17 protein-coding genes are annotated in these 21,488 nt (G+C 41.1%); 10 read left to right on the forward strand and 7 right to left on the reverse strand.

Features of this window, described 5'->3' with window-relative positions; all coding sequences use genetic code 11:
• Nucleotides 1-11: 11 nt before the first annotated feature.
• A complete protein-coding gene (gene pflA, locus PSF67_RS10525; protein ID WP_229597552.1) occupies nucleotides 12-809 on the forward strand; it encodes a pyruvate formate lyase 1-activating protein in 798 nt (265 codons plus the stop codon).
• 47 nt (nucleotides 810-856) lie between these two features.
• Here pflA and PSF67_RS10530 read toward each other — a convergent pair whose 3' ends face one another.
• The gene (locus tag PSF67_RS10530; RefSeq protein ID WP_102138460.1) at nucleotides 857-1,279 is read right to left on the reverse strand and encodes a DUF2000 domain-containing protein; all 423 of its coding nucleotides are present in this window, start codon (nucleotides 1,277-1,279) and stop codon (nucleotides 857-859) included.
• Nucleotides 1,280-1,428: 149 nt separating this feature from the next.
• Here PSF67_RS10530 and PSF67_RS10535 point away from each other — a divergent pair, with 149 nt between their 5' ends.
• From PSF67_RS10535 to PSF67_RS10545, 3 genes are all read left to right on the forward strand, one after another.
• Nucleotides 1,429-1,896, forward strand: coding sequence for an Lrp/AsnC family transcriptional regulator (locus PSF67_RS10535; protein WP_166184659.1), 468 nt, complete (start codon nucleotides 1,429-1,431; stop codon nucleotides 1,894-1,896).
• Nucleotides 1,897-2,241: 345 nt separating this feature from the next.
• A complete protein-coding gene (locus PSF67_RS10540) occupies nucleotides 2,242-3,048 on the forward strand; it encodes a BPSS1780 family membrane protein (RefSeq protein WP_102138458.1) in 807 nt (268 codons plus the stop codon).
• Nucleotides 3,049-3,200: 152 nt separating this feature from the next.
• Nucleotides 3,201-4,094: a LysR substrate-binding domain-containing protein gene (locus PSF67_RS10545; protein WP_272676881.1), complete on the forward strand. Its 894-nt coding sequence runs from the start codon at nucleotides 3,201-3,203 to the stop codon at nucleotides 4,092-4,094.
• Here the strand turns inward: PSF67_RS10545 and PSF67_RS10550 are convergent.
• The 6 genes from PSF67_RS10550 to lrp all read right to left on the reverse strand — a co-directional run bounded on the left by PSF67_RS10550 (nucleotide 4,080) and on the right by lrp (nucleotide 13,114).
• Nucleotides 4,080-4,808, reverse strand: coding sequence for a sulfite exporter TauE/SafE family protein (locus tag PSF67_RS10550; RefSeq protein ID WP_102138456.1), 729 nt, complete (start codon nucleotides 4,806-4,808; stop codon nucleotides 4,080-4,082). The two genes, PSF67_RS10545 and PSF67_RS10550, sit on opposite strands and share 15 nt — an antisense overlap.
• A gap of 184 nt (nucleotides 4,809-4,992) precedes the next feature.
• Nucleotides 4,993-6,285, reverse strand: coding sequence for a serine--tRNA ligase (serS, locus tag PSF67_RS10555; RefSeq protein WP_004256329.1), 1,293 nt, complete (start codon nucleotides 6,283-6,285; stop codon nucleotides 4,993-4,995).
• Between the two features lie 108 nt (nucleotides 6,286-6,393).
• Nucleotides 6,394-7,737 carry a replication-associated recombination protein A gene (locus tag PSF67_RS10560; protein WP_272676882.1) on the reverse strand — a complete coding sequence of 448 codons (1,344 nt, stop codon included), beginning with the start codon at nucleotides 7,735-7,737 and terminating at the stop codon, nucleotides 6,394-6,396.
• A gap of 86 nt (nucleotides 7,738-7,823) precedes the next feature.
• Complete coding sequence (lolA, locus tag PSF67_RS10565) at nucleotides 7,824-8,444, reverse strand: outer membrane lipoprotein chaperone LolA (protein WP_102138454.1); 621 nt, start codon at nucleotides 8,442-8,444, stop codon at nucleotides 7,824-7,826.
• An 88-nt stretch (nucleotides 8,445-8,532) separates the two neighbouring features.
• Nucleotides 8,533-12,195: a DNA translocase FtsK 4TM domain-containing protein gene (locus PSF67_RS10570; protein WP_272676883.1), complete on the reverse strand. Its 3,663-nt coding sequence runs from the start codon at nucleotides 12,193-12,195 to the stop codon at nucleotides 8,533-8,535.
• A gap of 424 nt (nucleotides 12,196-12,619) precedes the next feature.
• Entirely contained in the window at nucleotides 12,620-13,114 is a 495-nt protein-coding gene (gene lrp / locus PSF67_RS10575) for a leucine-responsive transcriptional regulator Lrp (RefSeq protein ID WP_004256338.1), read from the reverse strand.
• Nucleotides 13,115-13,650: 536 nt separating this feature from the next.
• Here lrp and trxB point away from each other — a divergent pair.
• The 6 genes from trxB to infA all read left to right on the forward strand — a co-directional run bounded on the left by trxB (nucleotide 13,651) and on the right by infA (nucleotide 21,466).
• Nucleotides 13,651-14,610, forward strand: coding sequence for a thioredoxin-disulfide reductase (trxB, locus tag PSF67_RS10580; RefSeq protein WP_004909448.1), 960 nt, complete (start codon nucleotides 13,651-13,653; stop codon nucleotides 14,608-14,610).
• 182 nt (nucleotides 14,611-14,792) lie between these two features.
• Nucleotides 14,793-16,472: a DUF7057 domain-containing protein gene (locus PSF67_RS10585; RefSeq protein ID WP_166266516.1), complete on the forward strand. Its 1,680-nt coding sequence runs from the start codon at nucleotides 14,793-14,795 to the stop codon at nucleotides 16,470-16,472.
• A gap of 414 nt (nucleotides 16,473-16,886) precedes the next feature.
• On the forward strand, nucleotides 16,887-18,653 hold the full coding sequence (gene cydD, locus PSF67_RS10590) for a heme ABC transporter permease/ATP-binding protein CydD (RefSeq protein ID WP_272676884.1): 1,767 nt from the start codon (nucleotides 16,887-16,889) through the stop codon (nucleotides 18,651-18,653).
• Between the two features lie 2 nt (nucleotides 18,654-18,655).
• Nucleotides 18,656-20,398 carry a heme ABC transporter ATP-binding protein/permease CydC gene (gene cydC, locus PSF67_RS10595; protein WP_272676885.1) on the forward strand — a complete coding sequence of 581 codons (1,743 nt, stop codon included), beginning with the start codon at nucleotides 18,656-18,658 and terminating at the stop codon, nucleotides 20,396-20,398.
• A 7-nt stretch (nucleotides 20,399-20,405) separates the two neighbouring features.
• Nucleotides 20,406-21,107, forward strand: a complete 702-nt coding sequence (gene aat, locus PSF67_RS10600) for a leucyl/phenylalanyl-tRNA--protein transferase (protein WP_272676886.1) — start codon at nucleotides 20,406-20,408, stop codon at nucleotides 21,105-21,107.
• A gap of 140 nt (nucleotides 21,108-21,247) precedes the next feature.
• A complete protein-coding gene (infA, locus tag PSF67_RS10605; protein ID WP_004244560.1) occupies nucleotides 21,248-21,466 on the forward strand; it encodes a translation initiation factor IF-1 in 219 nt (72 codons plus the stop codon).
• The last annotated feature ends 22 nt before the right edge of the window (nucleotides 21,467-21,488 follow it).

Below are 21,488 nucleotides of genomic sequence, written 5' to 3' on the forward strand. Positions count from 1 at the left end.
GAGTGCCTGCTATGTCTATCGATGATACTAAAACCAAAACAATAGCGACGACTAATGTGACAGAAACCCCAACCACACTCGGCCGTATTCATTCATTTGAATCATGCGGAACCGTCGATGGCCCTGGGATCCGTTTTATTGTATTTTTTCAAGGCTGCTTAATGCGCTGCCTGTATTGCCATAACCGCGATACTTGGGATACCCACGGTGGCAACATTGTTACCGTTGAAGAATTAATGAAAGAAGCCGTAACCTATCGCCACTTTATGAATGCGACTGGCGGAGGTGTTACCGCCTCAGGCGGAGAAGCTATCTTACAAGCTGAATTTGTACGTGACTGGTTCCGTGCCTGTAAAAAAGAGAATATTCATACTTGCCTTGATACCAATGGATTCGTGCGCCGCTACGACCCAGTGATTGATGAACTGATGGATGTCACTGACTTGGTGATGTTAGATTTAAAACAAATCGATGACGATATTCATCAAAAATTAGTAGGTGTTTCTAACCATCGTACTTTGGAATTTGCCCGTTACCTTGCCAAACGTAACCAGAAAACTTGGGTACGCTATGTTGTCGTGCCAGGTTGGAGTGATGATGACCATTCAGTACATTTACTGGGCGAATTTACCAAAGATATGAGCAATATCGAAAAAATCGAATTACTGCCCTACCACGAACTTGGTAAACACAAATGGGAAACCATGGGTGAAGAATACAAACTAGATGGCGTTAGACCACCATCAAAAGAAGTGATGGAACGAGTTAAAAGTATTCTAGAAAGTTATGGTCACAAAGTGATGTACTAACCAATTTGAGGCTCTTTATAGAGCCTCTACTTTATCTGCTATTATTCCTATCTAAACAAAGGTAAATGGCCAATTAGCTGAGTAACTGCCTTTTTATTTCCCACCAAGCCGATCCCTGCCAATTGAATATCTTTATATTGCTGCTCAGATAGTTTTTGCTGATATTCATCATAAGTCCGGCAAGATTGAGCGAGCAAACTAAAAGGAATAACGTATATTTCATTTACCTTTAATGCAGCCACTTCAATCTCTTTAATATACTGCTCTGGTGATTTTAAAATCGGTAATGGCACATAAATCACCCCGGGGTAATTAATATTATCTGTGCTATTCAAATCTTCCCCTACTATATTGTTAACTTTATTTCCTAAACTCACACCAATCACACTAGCGGCATTCATTGCCAACCCGTTAGATAAATCCTGATTAACGACGATAGCACAACGATGCTCAGCTGGATTAAATATCATTCCTGTCCCCTACTATTTTATGTGTATTCAATTTCCCAATAATTATGACATTTAAAGAAAGAAATAGGCTTTCTAACTCAGTCATTACACGCTAAGATTTAGGTAAATTTATCCCATTAAAAGCACTTTCAAGGTAGAGCTTTCCATTTATGGCAATAGACAAGACAGAAATAAAAATACTGAAGTTACTACAAGATGACGCTCGAATAACTAACCAAGTACTTGCCGAAAAAGTAGGCATGTCGGCCTCTCCCTGTTGGCGAAGGGTTAAAAAATTAGAAGAAGAAAATGTTATTCAAGGGTATCGCGCCATTCTCAATCGTAGAAAGATTGGCTTAGGCGTCATGGTTTTTGTTCGCGTCATTATTGATAGTGATAGCGAGGCTGAAGCACAAAAATTTGAACAAGAAGTGACTGAGCTAGAAAATGTCGTCGCTTGCTACAGTATTGGTGGTGATTCTGACTTTTTACTACAGGTTGTATCCCATGATTTAGACTCCTATGCCGACTTTGCTATGACGGTTATTCGCCGGCTACCAGGTATCAAAGAAATGCAAAGTATGTTTGTACTTAAAGAAATTAAGCCGTTAGATGCTTACCCAATATCACTTATTTAGCTTTTAAATTAAATAAAATCTTACTTAATTATTATGAATCGTGATTATTTAATTGACGATTCAACCTTGTTGATAGAACCCAAAATAGCTTTTTTCACTAAATATACTAAATATTCGTATTCTATTCAGTGCATTAAGGCATAGATAACTATCTTAGTTCGATAGAAAATATTTTATACAAGAAAATTCTAATCAAAAATACCTTACCAGAATAGTCTGCTTTATAATAAGCTAACTTATCTGCATACTACTGCCGATAAGTTACAAGAATGAGTATAAGCTCAAAAAACTTATTAATAATAATTAATCGCTAATTCACTACGACTAACAGGTTCCTTTTTTATTATGAATAATGAAAACTTCAGTGCAGATAACAACCCTGCACCTACAATTAATGCGCAAACGCAAGCTGATACATTTGTTTTTCACGCAGAACCGCGTGCAGTAGATGCAGGCGAAGGTGTTAACTGGATCAGCCAATCATGGTCTCTCGTTAAAGAAAAACTGGGAATGTGGATCTTGATTAACATTGTTCTGTTTGCTGTGATCTTTATCATTTCAATGATCCCATTCTTAAATTTATTAATTACATTTATTACACCTATTTTTATCGGTGGTATTATTGCTATCAGTGAAAATCAACGTAAAACAGGTCAAGCAGAAATCGGCTTACTATTTGCAGGCTTCCAAAATAAATTTGGTACGTTGTTTGCTGTAGGCGCAATCAACTTTGCTGCTAACTTAGTTGGTATGATCATCGCATTTATTATCGGTGGTTCTGCAATGTTCGGTTTATTGATGGAAAGCAACCAATATGGTGCGCCATCAGATGCCGCTATCCTTGCCTCTTCAGGTACATTCTTCTTTGCAATCATCATCATGGCCGTTGCAGCATTAGTGGGTACAGCCTTAACTTGGTTTGCTCCTGCATTAGTGATGAACCATGATTTCACGGTTGGCGCTGCAATTTCTGCAAGCTTACAAGCCGTTAAGAAAAACATCCTGCCAGGTATTCTGTTCTTTATCGTTATCTCTATCTTAATGATAATTTCAGTTATTCCATTAGGTTTAGGTTTATTAGTTTCTATGCCAATTATGTATGTTTGCTATTACAGCAGCTACCGTAGCCTGTTTTTCTCGCAAGTAAAATAAACCAAAATATGATGATTTGACGACTTTGTTAAATCATTAGTTCTAAAAAAAGGAAAGCATTTGCTTTCCTTTTTGCTATCCCGAAAAAAATTCACATATATTCCTTTAAATGATAATTTCCCTCTTCTTTTCATAAATTGGAGTTGTTTTCCATGTATTTCGATATCACTGATTTAAAACTGTGTGTTAATGTCGCCAATGCAGGAAGTATCACCCAAGGAGCGAAACTAACTTATATTACACTGCAATCTGCAAGTGAACGAATACGTGGGTTAGAAAACGAATTAAACATCGTTATATTTATTCGTTCAGTGAAAGGTGTTTCATTATCGAATACAGGCCATGTATTTATTGAGCATGCGAAAACAGTTTTGCAGCAAATTGAATTAATGCAAGATGAACTGCGACAATATAGTCAACACCTGCGCGGGCATATTAATATTCTTTGTAATACTTCTGCCCAAATGGAATTTTTACCCGCCCGTATTAGCGCATATTTACGACAACACCCCATTATGTCTGTATCCGTGAAGGAAATGCCAAGTGCTAACATCGTCACTGCCATCAAAAATAAAATTGCAGATATTGGTATTATCGCAGATTCTACTGACCTCACTGGTCTGGATATTCAACCATTCAGCTCAGATGAATTAGTCGTTTTTGCCCATAAAGATAGCTTTTGGGCGAGCCAAAAAAGTGTTCCATTTTCTGATATTATTGATGCTGAATTTGTGGGGTTGATAGAAGATAACCCATTACAAAAACATATTGATAATAATGCCAAACAACAAGGCAAACGGCTCAACTACCGGGTACGCATGCCAACTCTAGATGCTGTAATGCAAGGGGTTAATGATGGCATTGGCATTGCTATTATTCCCAAACAAGCGGCACAGCGTAGTCAACTTTCTACTACTAAAATAGTGCAATTGACCGAAGATTGGGCATGTCGAAAATTAGTTATCTGCGCACGAGATTTCAGCCAATTACCTGATTATACCAACGAGTTTATTCATTTTTTAATTAACTGGTCATCTGAAAGCTAAGTTTGCCGCCATGTAAATCCCTAATCCTGTTAACCCAATAAAAAAGCAACGACGAAATACCTTTTCACTAATGATCTGGCGAAAATATTGGCCAAGATACATTCCACCAATAGCAGGAATTAAGGCAAAGGCAGATAAACTCCAATTAATATCATACTGTTGCTGGTCAATGGATAATCTAATGGCTAATGCAACTGTTGATGCGGTAAATGCTAACCCTAGAGCCTGAATAAGCTCATCTTTATTTAATTTTAATGTTTGTAAATACGGAACAGCTGGAATAACAAATACTCCGGTAGCAGCCGTAATCACACCTGTGATATAACCCACTGTTGGCGAAAGCCATGTTTCATATTTCTCGGAAGATGGCATTTTTTTAGCCACTAAACCCCATATCCCATAAATAATAAGTACGATACCCAGTGCAGGGAGTGTCCAGCGAGATGCCGAGGTTAAAGAAGGTAAAAAACTGAATAATGTGCCAAGCATAACCCCAATAATAAAACCACTGAGCCGTTTGATTAGCGCCATAAATTGTGGACCAATTAATAACTGCCATATATTCGTGATTAACGAAGGAATAATTAACAAGCTAGCAGCGGCAACAGGCTCCATTGACGTACTGAGTAACCCCATTGCGATTGTTGGTAACCCTAGTCCAATCACTCCTTTTACAATACCTGCTAATAAGAAAACACCAATAATTACACCCATCAATATCACTCCGATAAATTTACTTTACCGTAGATTAATGTCCTACATTAAATGTCGCTATTTGGAAAATATTGAGGTGGGATCAGGCTTAGCCTGAGGATGTTTTTACCAAAACACTTTAAATTACACAAAAAAAAACGCGACTACCATCAGTCGCGTTTTATGTTTGAAGGAGTAACGGAAATTAACCGATGAACTCTAACCCTTTCATATATGGGCGCAATACTTCTGGAACTTCAATACGGCCATCTGCTAATTGGTAGTTTTCTAAAATCGCCACCAATGTACGACCAACCGCTAAACCAGAACCATTCAGAGTATGAACAAGTTGTGTTTTCTTATCACTCTTACCGCGGAAACGAGCTTGCATACGACGCGCTTGGAAGTCCCACATGTTGGAACAAGATGAAATTTCACGATACGTATTTTGCGCTGGTAACCACACTTCTAAGTCATAGGTTTTACGTGAACCAAAACCAATATCACCAGTGCATAAAATCACTTTACGATAAGGCAAGTTCAGTAATTGTAATACTTTTTCGGCATGGCCAGTCAGCTCTTCCAATGCATCCATGGATTTTTCTGGATGAACGATTTGCACTAACTCAACTTTGTCGAACTGATGCATACGGATCAAACCGCGTGTGTCACGGCCATAAGACCCTGCTTCAGAACGGAAACAAGGGGTATGTGCAGTCATTTTCAGAGGAAGTGAGTCTTCATCTAAAATTTCATCGCGAACTAAGTTAGTCACCGGGACTTCTGCGGTTGGGATCAACGCATAAGTACTGCTGTCCGCTTCCTCTTCCAATGGTTTAGTATGGAACAAATCTTCACCAAACTTTGGTAATTGGCCAGTTCCGTACAACGTGTCATGGTTGACTAAATACGGAACATACAACTCTTGGTAACCATGTTGTTCAGTATGCAAATCAAGCATGAATTGTGCCAATGCACGGTGCATACGAGCAATTTGCCCTTTCATAACAACAAAACGAGCGCCAGTCAGTTTTACCGCAGCTGGGAAGTCTAAGCCACCGGATAACTCGCCAAGACTGACATGGTCTTTAACTTCGAAATCATACTGACGAGGCTCGCCCCAACGTGCAACCTCAACGTTGTCAGAATCATCTTTACCATCAGGCACTTGGTCATCTGGGATATTCGGGATACTTAAGGCAATATCACGGATTTCTTGTTGCAGCTTATCTAACTCTGCTTTTGCAGAATCCAATTTTTCGCCTAATTGGTTAACTTCCAGACGTAATGGTTCGATATCTTCACCACGTGCCTTCGCCGCACCAATAGTTTTCGATCGCGAGTTACGGTCTGCTTGCAGGGTTTCAGTTTCAACTTGTAAAACTTTGCGGCGTTCTTCTAATTCACGCAGCTTTTCCACATCAAGGGTAAAACCCCTGCGAGCCAGTTTTTCAGCAACCGCGTCTAGCTCCGTACGCAGTAAATTGGGATCGAGCATGCTTATCCTGTGATTATTGTTAGTAATTAATGACACTTTTTGAGGTGCATTCCAGCACAACAAATAAAGTAAAGTATTTCGCTATATAACCTTACCGCATTGCCCAGTTTAGCGATAGCGTTTTGTGTTGCTAATTTGATCCTGTTGGGCTAACCAGTCTAGTTTTTCAGCAAACTTGCTTTCTTGACCCCGCTTCGTAGGGTAGTAATAACGCGTTGTTTGCATAGGTTCAGGAAAATAGTTTTCCCCCGCAGCATATGCGTTCGGTTCATCATGCGCATAACGATATTCTTTCCCTGCACCCATTTCTTTTAATAGTTTAGTTGGGGCATTTCGAAGATGTTCTGGCACATCGTAATCCGGCTGCATTTGCGCATCTTTAATCGCTGCCTTATAGGCGGTATAAACCGCATTACTTTTCGGCGCACATGCTAAATAAACAATGGCTTGGGCAATCGCACGCTCACCTTCGGTTGGCCCCACACGCGTGAAGCAATCCCAAGCTGAAATGGCGACTTGCATCGCACGAGGATCCGCATTCCCCACATCTTCTGATGCAATTGCAAGTAGCCGGCGAGCAACATACAGTGGGTCACCACCCGCGGTGATGATCCTTGCAAACCAGTACAGTGCGGCATCTGGTGCTGAGCCTCTAATCGACTTATGCAAAGCAGAAATTAAGTCGTAATAACGGTCGCCTTTGTTATCAAACCTTGCTGTTCGTTCACCACTGACTTCTTTTAATAAATCAGCGGATAAAATACGCTGCCCTTGGCTATCAGCTTCGGCCATATCCGCCATCATTTCCAGCAGATTTAATGAACGCCTAGCATCCCCATTAACCAACTGAGCAACCATTTTGCGCGTGCTATCAGGCAGAACAACATTTTGCCCTCCAAGGCCACGAGAGGTGTCAGCCAGTGCTTGCAACAATACCTGTTCAATATCATTTTCTTCAAGGGATTTAAGCAAATACACCCTAGCACGCGATAACAATGCAGAATTTAATTCAAATGATGGATTTTCTGTTGTCGCACCAATAAATGTAATCGTGCCATCTTCTATGTGTGGTAAAAATGCATCTTGCTGGCTTTTATTAAAACGATGAACCTCATCGACAAATAAAATGGTTCTTCGCCCTGCACTGCGATTTTGCCGAGCTTTTTCAATGGATTCTCGAATTTCTTTAATACCAGAGGTGACTGCTGAAATACGTTCAATATCGGCTTGTGCATAATTACCAATAATTTCAGCAAGCGTTGTTTTACCTGTTCCTGGCGGCCCCCATAAAATCATGGAGTGCAGATGACCCGCTTTAATCGCACGTGGCAACGGTTTCCCCTCTGCCAGTAAATGCTTTTGCCCAATATATTGCTCAAGGGTTTCAGGCCGCATTCTTGCTGCTAAAGGTTGAAATTCATTCTGCGAAAAATCAAGAGACAGGTTACCCACGATATCCTCTTTTTTACTTCTTAAAATATCTTATATATTAACCAGCAAATATGAATACTGCTGGTTAATATTTTCTCTAATCAATCTTATTTGGTATTTGAGCGCTGGTCATCTAAAGTGACGCCTTTTGGTACTGTAAATTTGAATTTACTTGCATCAACGCGACCATTTTTCTGCTCTTTTAATTGGTAAGCGCTAGTTTGGCCATCTTGCTCAACCGCTGAAAACTGCTCAATCGTCCCTTCGGGAGAAACCGTAATGGAAAAACGTTTTAAAGTTCCACTAGTTTGTTTTGGTTTTAAATCAAACGTATTTCCCTGCTGAATGATTGAGTACTGTTTCCAATCTTTCGGGTCGTTACGCGTAATCAGTAAAAATGGCGTATCCTGCGTGGCATCCGCTAAATTAGTCACGGTCACTTGCTCGACAAACGGATTATAAAACCACAAATTTTTTCCATCAGACACAAGTACACTTTCATCCGGTGATGTCATGTTCCAATTAAATAAATTTGGACGCTCAAGCCATAAGTCCCCAACACCTTCTTGAACCAAATCCCCTTCAGGACTCGTCACCTTCTGCGAGAAGCTAGCTTGGAAGCTATTGACCTTATTCAAACGTTCTTGAAGGTCTTGGCTTGCGTCTGCCAATACTTGGCCAATATGTAAACTTAGGGCTAACGCACCCAATAACATCATTTTTTTCATCGATGAAAGACCTTAAAATTATTACCATAAGAGGTGTTACGTCTTTATACACCCCTTAAATTAAACCAGCAATTAGCACACTAAATTATTAATGTCCCATTGACGGAGGAGCCAGAACTTCACGGTTACCATTGTGCCCTTGCTCACTGACAATACCTTGGATTTCCATTTGCTCGACAATCCTTGCAGCTCGGTTATAACCAATCCTAAATTGGCGTTGAACCCCAGAAATGGAAACGCGTTGTTTCTCAACAACAAACTCAACTGCTTGGTCAAACAGTGGGTCGAGCTCTTCACCTCCGCTATCATAACCACCACCTTCGCTATCATCACTACAGGTTGTGATGCTATCAATATATTGTGGTTTACCGCGAGCTTTCCAGTCATTCACAACAGCATGAACCTCTTGGTCACGAACAAAGGCACCGTGTACCCGCACAGGTATTGAAGAGTTTGGTGGTAAATACAGCATATCCCCCATACCTAATAACGACTCAGCTCCACCTTGGTCAAGGATCGTGCGTGAGTCAATCTTACTGGATACCGTAAATGCAATCCGCGTTGGAATATTTGCTTTGATTAGTCCAGTAATGATATCAACCGATGGCCGCTGAGTTGCCAATACCAAATGAATACCTGCTGCACGCGCTTTTTGAGCCAACCGTGCAATTAACTCTTCCACTTTTTTACCTGCCGTCATCATTAAGTCAGCAAATTCATCAACCATGACGACAATGTAAGGCTCTTTTTTCAGCGTTGGATGTTCGACATCCATGCTATCACCGGGTTTCCAATGTGGATCAGGGATTGGCCGCCCCATTTCTTCTGCCGCTTTGATGCGCTCGTTATACCCCGCGAGGTTACGTACCCCTAACGCAGACATCAGTTTATAACGGCGTTCCATTTCATTCACACACCAACGCAAAGCATTCGCTGCATCTTTCATGTCAGTAACCACTTCCGTCAATAGGTGCGGGATACCTTCATAAATGGATAACTCGAGCATTTTCGGGTCAATCATGATAAAGCGGACATCTTCTGGTTTCGCTTTATACAAGATGCTGAGGATCATTGCATTCACCCCAACCGACTTACCAGAGCCGGTTGTCCCTGCAACGAGCAAGTGCGGCATTTTCGCTAAATCAGCAACAACGGGGTCGCCTTCAATATCTTTACCTAGCACGATTGTCAGTGGTGACGGATTTTTACGGAAGTCATCGCAATCTAAAACTTCACTTAAATAAACGGTTTGCCGTTTCTCATTAGGGAGTTCAAGGCCCACATAAGGTTTACCCGGTATCACTTCTACAACGCGTACAGCTACGGTTGATAATGAACGAGCAAGGTCACGTGACAATGTTGATATCCGTGCCGCTTTTACTCCCGGTGCTAGGTCAAGTTCAAACCGAGTAATAACAGGACCTGGAGAGAACCCAACCACTTCAGCTTTAACACGATAATCATTTAGCCTTGCTTCAATCAACCTTGCTGTTTGTTCTAGTTTGAACATATCCACTGGCTCTTCTTGCGCTGGCGGACTTGCCAGCAAATCAAGAGACGGCATTGGGGTTGTTGGCTTTGGTAATGGTTGGTCATTACGCACTAAGAACGGGTGGAATAAGCTATCCTGCTGTGGCTGCTGTGGCTGCTGTGGCTGCTGTGGCTGCTGTGGCTGCTGTGGCTGCTGTGGCTGCTGTGGCTGCTGTGGCTGCTGTGGCTGCTGTGGCTGCTGTGGCTGCTGTGGCTGCTGTGGCTGTGCAAAAGTTTGAGTTATTGACGGTGAATTGCCAAGCCCTTCTGCAATATTATTTTGTGGAACTGCAGGTGGAACGGAAGTCGCGCTAAATGATGGCATAAATAATGGGTCTGCAGGCTCATTGTCAACCAAATCATCAACAGGAGTAAAACTATCCAGTACAGAAAACTCTTTTCTTAAATCAATCTTAGGCTCAAAGTCCTCTTGTTCTTGAGAAGAATACGCTTGCGTAAACTGCGGCTGATAGCTGTTATCCAGTGTTGGTGGGACTTCCTCAGGCTCTGGAATTGTATGTGTATTATTAGATTGTTGTGAAGCCGACGCCCAGCGGTGTTCAATCTCTGGCTGCGTAAATGCGCTGGCTTTATTTTCTGCCATTGGCTCATTTTGCAATTGGTCTTCATTAGAATGCACGCTATTTAACGGTGCTTCATAATCAGTTTCATCAACATCACCATAACGTTCGCGTTGCTGTTCTAAAAACTGCGCTCGTAGTAATTCGTCTTGTTGCGCTTCATCATCAGTTGCAGGTTCGTCAGACTCACTTGCAGACCACTGCTGATACACCTGCTCACGTTTAGAGGCCTCTTCTTCACGCCGTTGTAGTTCTGCATCACGTAACGACGGAATGCGAATGCCATATAATTCACGACGCGTCGGTAAACGAACAGGATTAGGTCGCGGAAGCTCTGGCTCCATATTTTGTTTAACTTGAGCATGACGCTCCAGTGCCGCGACTGAAATACCTGCAGCCGCTAATGCAGCCGGGTTAGAAACCCTTTCAGTGACAGATGACGGAATAATGTTTTGCGTTATATTTGAAGGATCAAGTGATGACACTGATGTCGCCTGTGGTTCAAACGCCGCTTGATTAACAGATGTTGCCTGATTATTCGAGTACCCTGGAGAAGCGATATTATCGTGTTTTTGAGGCTCTGTTTGTTGATTATGATGAACACCAAACATCGGTTCTTCTGGTGCAACATACGCAGACGATTGAACTAACGGCTCATTAGCTGTTTCTGATATTGCATCAAAACCAGCACCGAGCTTAGGTTGGTAATCTTCTGGTACTTCAAAATGATATGTGCTCGGTTCATCCACTGTCGAGAAAGCGGGTTCTGGATCTTGTTCTAATTCATTTTGATTGACCGAAGGGATTGGATTTTCTGGCGCTGTAATCGCTTCGCTCGTCGTTTTTACCGTTGTTGGGTCGACTTCTGTGACTAATTCAGCCACTGTGGGTGCAGAAAATAAAACATCATCAACATCAATGTGTTCTAAGTCATCATTGGCTCTGTGCTCTGCTTCTTGCGCACGCTGTAAAGCCCCTTCAGTTTCTTCAACATCGTAATCATAATCATCTAAATCGTCTCCCCTTGCTCGATTTGTTAGCAACGTAATCGGGAGAAGGACGGCTGCACCAATTTTTTCTGCAATGGTAAGCCATGACCACCCAGTAAACAGCGTAAAGCTTATCGCCCATAAAAACAGTAATGCTAAAGTGGCACCTAATGAATTGAACCACGGCATAATTGCACTACTAAATACACTGCCAATCACACCACCAGAGGCGAAGTTAGGTAAGTCGTCAAAATTGAGAGCTGCGAGGCCACAAGAGGATAAAATAAGCGCTAGCCCACCAATTAATCTTAATGATAAAGAGAAAAAGTCAATATATCGGCGTTGACTTTCATATTGGAAAATCGCCCAACACCCTAAAAGCAATAATGGAGGGATTGCAAATGCAAGAATACCAAAAGCAGAGAAAAGGATATCTGCACTCCATGAACCAACGCTCCCCCCTAAATTTTTCACAGGGGCATTCCAAGTCGTTTGTGACCAGCTTGGATCTGAAGGGCTGAAGCTCAATAAAGCCACCATTAAGAAGAGTGCGCTCAAGCATATTGCGAGCAAAATAACCTCTAATAGCCGTCTTCCGCTACTTAGTTTTTTAAATTTGATATGTTTATCTTCTGTATATTCTTGGCTCATTATTGTTTCTTTGCTAACTGATATTCTTGACTAACCTAGGTTTATTCTATCATTAAACGCCTGACTCTGCCTGCTTTACAACGACTAAGGGAAATCAGGGCCTCACCAAAGCACTAAGATGCAGTATTCCATCTAATGTATGATGATTCAATTTCTATTTCTCGTCAAAAATCCTAAATATTTATAGCTTTAGAATCAATAAATTGGAAATAAAACTTATCAGTTGCTAAGTAATTTACGTAAAACACAATAGAAAGGCTCAGATAGTAGCCTGTTGAAGCAGTTAAACGACAAAGCATGATGTTTTGATAAAACAACAGATGGGGTAAGAAAAACGGAACAACGCTGAGTAAACTCAGCGTTGAAACTGCAGTGCGGCAACAAAGCTGAAATGCTGTGCTGAATCGAGGTTAAAAAGCAATAATTAGCGAGTTTTGATCACTAAGCGATTGCTTTGTTTAACTTCTTCCATAACTACATAGGTACGAGTGTCGTTCACGCCTGGTAAACGTAACAGAGTTTCACCTAACAGTTTACGATATGCGGACATATCTGGCACACGCGTTTTCAACAGGTAGTCAAAGTCACCAGAAACTAGGTGACATTCCTGAATTTCTTCCAGTTTTTGAACTGCAGTATTGAATTGCTCAAACACATCTGCAGCGCCACGGTTGAGTGTAATCTCAACAAACACGAGCAAAGATGCATCTAAGTAGTGTGGATTTAATAACGCCGTATAGCCAGAGATAAATCCTTGTCTCTCAAGACGACGTACACGCTCTAAACAAGGTGTTGGAGATAAACCAACTCGTTTAGATAGCTCTACGTTAGAAATTCGCCCGTCTTTTTGTAGTTCGTTTAATATATTCCTGTCGATACGGTCAAGGTCTTTGCCAGGACGCTTTTTATTGTCAATCATCTCTTTATCTCTCTTTCTCTAATTGTTATTTTCTACATCTAAAAATAAGCACCTTAGTCACCACCTCTATTTATTTAGGAATTCGTGTTCAGGAGCAAATTTTATTCATAATGCTGAAGTTCGTGTGAATGTAATTATCACCCACAATTTTTACTTGTATTTTAAATTTGTAAGTAGTGTAAAGTTAATTTTCCAGTAAGAACAAAAATGCGCCATTTCCATTGATCCGCTAGATAATTAACTCTTACACTGATGTTTTCGCAAATGCGCAGCCGATTGTCAAAGCAAATGAATAAAAATCAGTACAAGATTTCGCTTTTTTTTCCAGTAAAACGTTTCGCAGCCTTAATTCAAGATAATTCCTAAAAATTGTGATGCGTGACACAAGCAACTTTTTGTCACATTTTCTTACATTTTGTCGGTATTACCTATTGATGAAATAAGCTAAATGAAACTAACTTACACTTAAACCACTTTTGTTAGCCTCTTATTTCTCCTACAATCTCGTAAATGCTTTTTAGATTAAAGAGGAATTCATGAGCACAACAACACATCGCAAGTTAATCATTCTTGGTTCTGGCCCTGCGGGCTATACTGCGGCTGTCTATGCTGCACGTGCAAACTTAAACCCAGCATTGATTACTGGGGTGGAAAAAGGCGGTCAATTGACCACCACAACTGAAGTTGAAAACTGGCCTGGTGACCCAGAAGGTTTAACCGGTCCAGGGCTTATGGAACGCATGCATGAGCACGCGTCAAAATTTGACACCGAAATCATATCTGACCATATCCAAAAAGTGGACTTAAAACAACGTCCTTTCCGTTTAATTGGCGATGAAAATGAATATACCTGTGATGCACTGATTATTGCGACAGGGGCTTCCGCTCGTTATATCGGCCTACCTTCAGAAGAAGCGTTCAAAGGCCGTGGCGTTTCAGCTTGTGCAACCTGTGACGGTTTCTTCTATCGTAACCAAAAAGTCGCTGTCGTTGGTGGTGGAAACACTGCAGTAGAAGAAGCACTGTACCTTTCTAACATTGCTTCAGAAGTCCATTTAATTCATCGCCGTGATAGTTTCCGCGCAGAAAAAATCCTGATTAATCGTTTAATGGATAAAGTTGAGAACGGTAATATTATTCTGCATACCGACCGTACATTAAATGAAGTATTAGGTGATGATATGGGCGTAACGGGTGTGCGCTTAGAGTGTACTAAAACACATGTAACAGAAGATATTCCTGTTATGGGGGCATTTATTGCCATCGGCCACAGCCCAAATACCGGTATTTTTGAAGGCCAATTAGATTTAGACAACGGTTATATTAAAGTGCAATCTGGCACTCAAGGCAATGCAACTCAAACGTCTGTTGAAGGTGTGTTCGCTGCAGGTGATGTCATGGACCATATATACCGCCAAGCAATTACCTCTGCGGGTACAGGTTGTATGGCAGCCTTAGATGCAGAACGCTACCTTGATGGTTTAGCATCTAAATAATCAATAAGTTATTGTGATTTAGATAGGCTTCAATTTTTCCTCAATTGAAGCCTTTTTTATTACCTATGTTAACCATCTTAACTATTAGTTTTACATATATTTTTAAGACCAAGTTTATATTGTACTTTTTTAATACTGCCTATACTGTTTTTACATAACATTAATTAATATAAGGTGTAGGTATGGGGCAACAATCAGAACGTGATGTCATTCGCGGTTATTCTTATTTTATTATTGTCATACTTGCCGTAATTCAAGGCATCGTCATCACAGCCACGACTGATTACTCTACCCGTCTAGAAAGCCAACTTAGCGCCACCACTCTGTATCTACCTATTTTGCTCGCCATTTTTGTTCCTTCAGCAATAAGTTACCTAATTACCAATGCAAAATCCGCTATTTTCTATCTCAACATTGCTGTCATTATTGGGTTAATTTTCTGGCTCAATTACTGGCATTCCCAAGACTTTCAAAATCCGACAGATGCAGACCCATTCTTCGCCTTTATAACCCTAACTGTTCTACTCTTTTTTATGCTTCCTTGGATGCAATCGTGGCAAACCACAAGAACATGGAAAATCGACTACGGTTGCTTGATGGGGCTATATATTAAAAATACCTTTTTAGGTGTTCTAGCTTCTGCAATAGGTGGGTTACTCACTTTAATCGTAAAAATAGCCAGTTTTCTATTTGGTATTGTTAACCTAACTTTTTTGAGTGAAGCTCTTGATAACGACGTTATCTATTGGGTGAGCTTTGCACTTGGCTTCAACGTAAGTTTAGCTTTTTTACGCGCAACATTGAATGTACAACTCAGTAATTTTGTTAGCTTTATTGCTCGTTTTTTCTTACCTCTTTTAAATATTGTTGCCGTTATTTTCTTGGGTGGTTTCGTTGTTTCTCATTTTTCAGGTTTAACCTCTGCGGGTTTAGGCTCCGCAGTGATGCTATGGTTTTTAATTTTAAACCTCATTTTTATTAATTTTGTGTATGGCGATGGCACAACGCAATATCAATTCCGTGCAGGCCTAAATGGTTTTGTTTTAATTAGCATTATTCTACTCAATGCATTCTCAGTGCTTTCTCTTTATGGCATTTTGGTGCGAGTAAACCAGTATAGTTGGAGTATTGAACGCCTGTATGCCTTTACTATTGCCTTATTCCTATTTGCACTGGTTTTTGCTTATAGCATTGCCATTATCTATAAAAAATCAGCTTGGATGTCCTATCTGGGGTCTATCAATAAAGCAGGAATTTTATCTCTGATTGCCATTATATTAGTTATTAACAGCCCAATAGCTGATTTTAAACGCATCACACTGAACAGTATTCTTGCAGGTATTGAAAATGGCAAAATTAAAGTCAATAGCTCCCTTGCTTATGACTTAAAACAATTAGGTGAAAAAGGACTACAGGCTTTTGAACAACTCAATAAGAACCCTGAATATCAAAAGCTATTCCAAACTAGCCCTTATGAAGAAGAACAGCGAAAACCGCTAAAGTCAGTTTTAATTCAAGCTCAAAATAGCCCTACAATACCCGATAGTTGGTTCGACCTCGGGGAAAACCTTAGCAGTGCATGGTATTGTACTTCACAATACGACCCATACCCATGTGTTGGCTTTATGGCCGATATTAACCAAAACAATCAAGATGATGTGGTTATGTGCTATTCCTACCCAAGTGGCTCTAATATTGATTGCCATATATGGCAACAAACGGAACAAAGCTGGGAGTTAATGGATACGCAAACTCACTCATTTGATACCATAAAAGAAAAAGATCAGGCTTGGGATAATTTATTGAAAGGAAACTTTAAATTGAAACCTAAAGAATGGTTAATGATAGACCCCTCTTCTTAATTCTAATTAAAAATGCAGGCGGCTTAACATTTCTTTGTTAAGCCGCCTTTTCATTACGTAAAAATACAGTAACATCCCAATATTATTACATCTCAAGCTCTACTGAAATATTAAATTTACCTTTACAAAACAATTTGATAACAAAACACAAATCACTTTAAATAACCCACTTTTATTATGCAACATATGGTGGTGAAGCTGTTATGATGTAGCCTAATACTCGAATTTATGGGTAAGATCAAAAACGCAGATTTTCTTATAATCACCCATTGCGTGACCCGATCAAAAAGTTATCGTTCTCATGCGGTTTAAAACAGCCCAGCTGCAATATAACGCATGGTAAAAGCAACGTTAGGTTGGTATTTCCTAACTATACTCAATGACATTAAAACTACACCTGCTAACTAAATCATTATGGATAAATCAAGACAGACTGAATTGGTACGTTGGTTAAAACAACACAGTGCCCCTGCCAAGCGCTGGTTGCGGATCTCTATGTTACTAGGCATTTTGAGCGGATTACTGATTATTGCTCAGGCCTGGTTCTTAGCTGTTATCTTACAAGCATTGATTATGGATAACGTTCCTCGAGAACAGCTATTAACCCCTTTTATGCTTTTGATCTGCGTTTTCGTCTTACGCGCAATTGTCACTTATATACGAGAACGTGTTGGCTTTCGTTGTGGCCAAGTGGTGCGCCAAGAAATACGCACCATGGTACTCGATAAACTTCAAGAACTTGGACCTGTGTGGGTTAAAGGTAAGCCTGCGGGGAGTTGGGCTACGATTATTCTTGAACAAATTGAAGACATGCAAGATTACTATTCACGCTATCTTCCACAAATGTATTTAGCTGGGATCATCCCCATTATGATCCTGATTGCTATTTTCCCATTTAACTGGGCAGCCGCCCTCATTTTATTTGTCACTGCCCCGCTGATCCCGATTTTTATGGCATTAGTTGGCTTAGGTGCGGCAGACGCTAACCGTCGTAATTTTATTGCATTAGGCCGTTTAAGTGGCAGTTTTCTTGATAGGTTACGAGGCCTAGATACCTTACGGTTATTTTTTCGTGAGAAAGCAGAAATTAAGCAAATTCGCGAGTCAACAGAGGATTTTCGTTCCAGAACGATGGAAGTACTCAGAATGGCATTTCTGTCTTCAGGCGTACTTGAGTTTTTTGCGTCGATTTCGATTGCTGTTGTTGCCGTCTATTTTGGATTTTCCTACCTTGGTGAAATGAACTTTGGTAGCTATGGTTTACCTGTCACACTGTTTGCTGGCTTCCTTGCTTTGATACTTTCTCCAGAGTTTTTCCAACCATTACGTGACCTTGGCACATACTACCACGCTAAAGCACAAGCTGTTGGTGCCGCTGAAACACTCGAAACGCTATTAAACAGTGAGGGGGAACAAAAAGCTCAACAAGGCACCCAAACACTGAGCAATGAAGCTATCTATATTCAAGCTAAACAATTAGAAATTTTATCCCATGATGGCGTGCGCCTTGCAGGGCCATTAGATTTCAATATTGAACCACAACAACGTATTGCTATTGTCGGTCAAAGTGGTGCAGGGAAAAGCTCATTACTGAATTTATTGTTAGGCTTTCTACCTTATCGCGGCTCCATCACCATAAATGGCGTTGAACTTCGCGAATTATGCCCTGATAAATGGCGTGAATTGCTGGGTTGGGTTGGGCAAAACCCCCACCTTCCAGAGCAAACATTGATTGAAAATATCTGTTTAGGCAAGCCAAATGCTACAGAAGCAGAAATTAAACAGGCTATTGATAATGCCTATGTTTCCGAATTCTTAGCTCATTTACCTGACGGCCTAAATACCAAACTCGGTGACTATGCTGCCCGTCTTTCGGTCGGCCAAGCTCAGCGAGTTGCCGTTGCTCGGACCCTGTTGAAACCCTCTCGTATGCTACTTTTAGATGAGCCCGCTGCAAGCCTAGACTCCCACAGTGAGCAACGTGTCATGCAGACACTTAACCAGCTATCAAGCCAGCAAACGACCCTCTTAGTCACCCATTTACTGGAAGAAACCCTGGATTACGACCAAATTTGGGTAATGGATAATGGGCAAATCATTCAGCAAGGTAATTACACACAATTGAGTCAGTCAGAAGGCGCTTTTGCCCAGTTACTTGCCCATCGCAGTGAGGAGCTTTGATAATGAAAATTCTATTACCTTTCTTAGCCCTTTACCGCCGCCATTGGTTTTTAATTACGTTAGGCATCATATTAGCAATTGTGACCTTGCTGGCGAGTATTGGTTTACTTACCCTTTCCGGTTGGTTTTTAGCTGGAACCGCAATTGCGGGGTTTCCGGGTCTTTATTATTTTAATTACATGTTACCCGCTGCAGGTGTCCGTGGTGCTGCAATTTTTCGTACCGCAGGCCGTTATGGAGAACGCTTAGTTAGCCACGATGCGACCTTTAAGGTACTTGCTCATTTACGAGTTTTTGCTTTTAGTAAAGTATTGCCCCTTTCGCCGGGGGGGATCAGCCGTTTTCGCCAAGGGGAGTTACTCAATCGTCTGGTCGCTGACGTAGAGACCCTAGATCACCTCTATTTGCGTGTATTATCGCCGATCATTACAGCCTTTTTTGTTACCTTTGTCCTTATTTTTGGTTTAAGTTATCTCGACCCTCGTCTTGCTTGGACACTGGGTGGCATCATGTTGTTCTTGTTATTTACGATGCCATTTATATTTTATCGTGCAGGAAAGCCCATTGGCCGTGAGCTAACCGAATTACGTGGAAGTTATCGCACTATTTTAACCTCAGCACTGCAAGGGCAAGCTGAGTTAACATTATTTGGTGCCACTGAACGTTTTCGCCAAAACTTGCTTAATATCGAAAATAAGTGGCAAGTGCGTCAACAACAGCAAGCGGCCCTCACTGGGTTATCTCAAGCCATTATTTTATTTGCCTCTGGTGTTACAGCAACACTACTTCTTTGGATGGCTGCCGACCATGTAGGGGGCGACACAAAACCGGGAGCACTGATTGCTTTATTTGTGTTCTGTGCGCTAGCGGCTTTCGAAGCATTAGGCCCTGTTGCTGTTGCCTTCCAACATATGGGTCAAGTGATTGCATCTGCTACTCGCGTTTCCCAATTAATGACCGCGAAACCAGAGGTCACTTTCCCAAGTGAAAGCCCTTCAATCACAACATTAGAAAATCTGACTGTCGATAATATTTCATTTACCTATCCAGAACAGCCATTTGCTGTTCTTCACAATGTGTCTTTAACGTTAAATAAAGGCCAACACCTTGCTTTATTAGGCAAAACAGGTTGTGGTAAATCCACTCTTCTGCAGTTATTAACCCGTGCTTGGGATGTTGATAGCGGAACCATCTACTTAAATGGCACGCCTATTAACGAATTTAGCGAAAAATCGTTACGCAATATGATGTCTGTTGTGCCACAACGGGTTCATGTCTTTAGTGATACATTGCGCAATAATCTATTGCTCGCCAATGAGCAAGCCTCTGATATCCAATTAAGCGAAGTATTACAGCAAGTTGGCTTAGGTAATTTATTAGAAAACGAATTAAAGCTTAATGCGTGGATGGGTGAAGGCGGTAGACAACTTTCTGGCGGGGAACAACGCCGCTTAGGCATTGCCCGTGCGTTGTTACATAACACACCATTAATTCTTATGGATGAGCCAACGGAAGGGCTTGATGCGCATACTGAACAGCAGATTTTAGCGCTGCTCAAGGAAAAATGTGCTGATAAGACATTAATTGTCATTACTCACCGTATGCAAGGCTTAGAGGAAATGGATAACATTTGTGTGATAGATAATGGTAAAATCATCGAACAAGGTACCCATCAAGCGCTGTTGAGTATGCAAGGCCAATATTACCAGTTCCGCCAGCGCCACTGGGCACAGCAACCGCTCTGAGGCGTATATGTACCAATTAGATGATGACTCCTATTTGTTTCCTCCCGTGTCTGAAGCGATGCGGGAACCCAATGGCTTATTAGCGATTGGTGGAGATCTTTCATCAAAAAGGCTGCAAGCTGCCTATTATGATGGTATCTTTCCTTGGTTTAATCTTGGAGAGATGCCTTTATGGTGGTCTCCAGACCCTAGAGCCGTACTCATGGTTGGTGAATTACATATTAGCCGGTCAATGAAAAAAGTATTAAAAAAGCAGACTTATCGCATTACTATTAACCATGCTTTCGAGCAAGTTATTGCAGCTTGCTCTATACGCCAAGAGGGCACTTGGATTTTACCCGAAGTGCAAGCAGGTTATTTGGCATTACACCAAGCGGGGATGGCGCATTCCATTGAAGCTTGGTATGGCGGTAAACTCGTTGGAGGCCTGTATGGCGTGAACATGGGGCACCTATTTTGTGGGGAATCCATGTTTAGCAGAATGAATGATGCATCCAAATTTGCTTTTATTACATTCTATTTTCATTTTTTGCGCTATAATGGGCAGCTTTTTGATTGTCAGGTACTTAACCACCATACTGCCTCAATGGGCGCAAAAGAGATATCCCGTAGGGATTTTTTACATATTCTTTACCGGTGGCGTGACAAAGCGATTGACCCCGCCTGCTGGTTACCGCAATCGATTGAAATACCGCCAATTTTCGAGTAACGAATTTTGGTTTTATAGTAAATTTATACCCTCATGTAAAAATAAAGATCGCGTTAAAATGCGACATTTCTTTACTTAGTGTGGGTTTTTGGGCATTATCTTGCCCGTTAAAAATCAGGTTATTAAACTTAGAGGATTAGATGGCCAAAGAAGACAATATTGAAATGCAGGGCACTGTGTTAGATACCCTGCCAAACACAATGTTCCGTGTTGAACTGGAAAACGGTCACGTGGTGACTGCTCATATTTCTGGAAAAATGCGTAAAAACTATATCCGCATCCTGACAGGCGACAAGGTAACTGTAGAGTTAACACCTTATGACCTGAGCAAAGGCCGAATCATTTTCCGTAGCCGTTGATATTCTCTTCAGGCAAGGCCTG

The sequence above is a fragment of the Providencia sp. PROV076 genome (assembly GCF_028483405.1).
Lineage (GTDB): Bacteria > Pseudomonadota > Gammaproteobacteria > Enterobacterales > Enterobacteriaceae > Providencia > Providencia huaxiensis.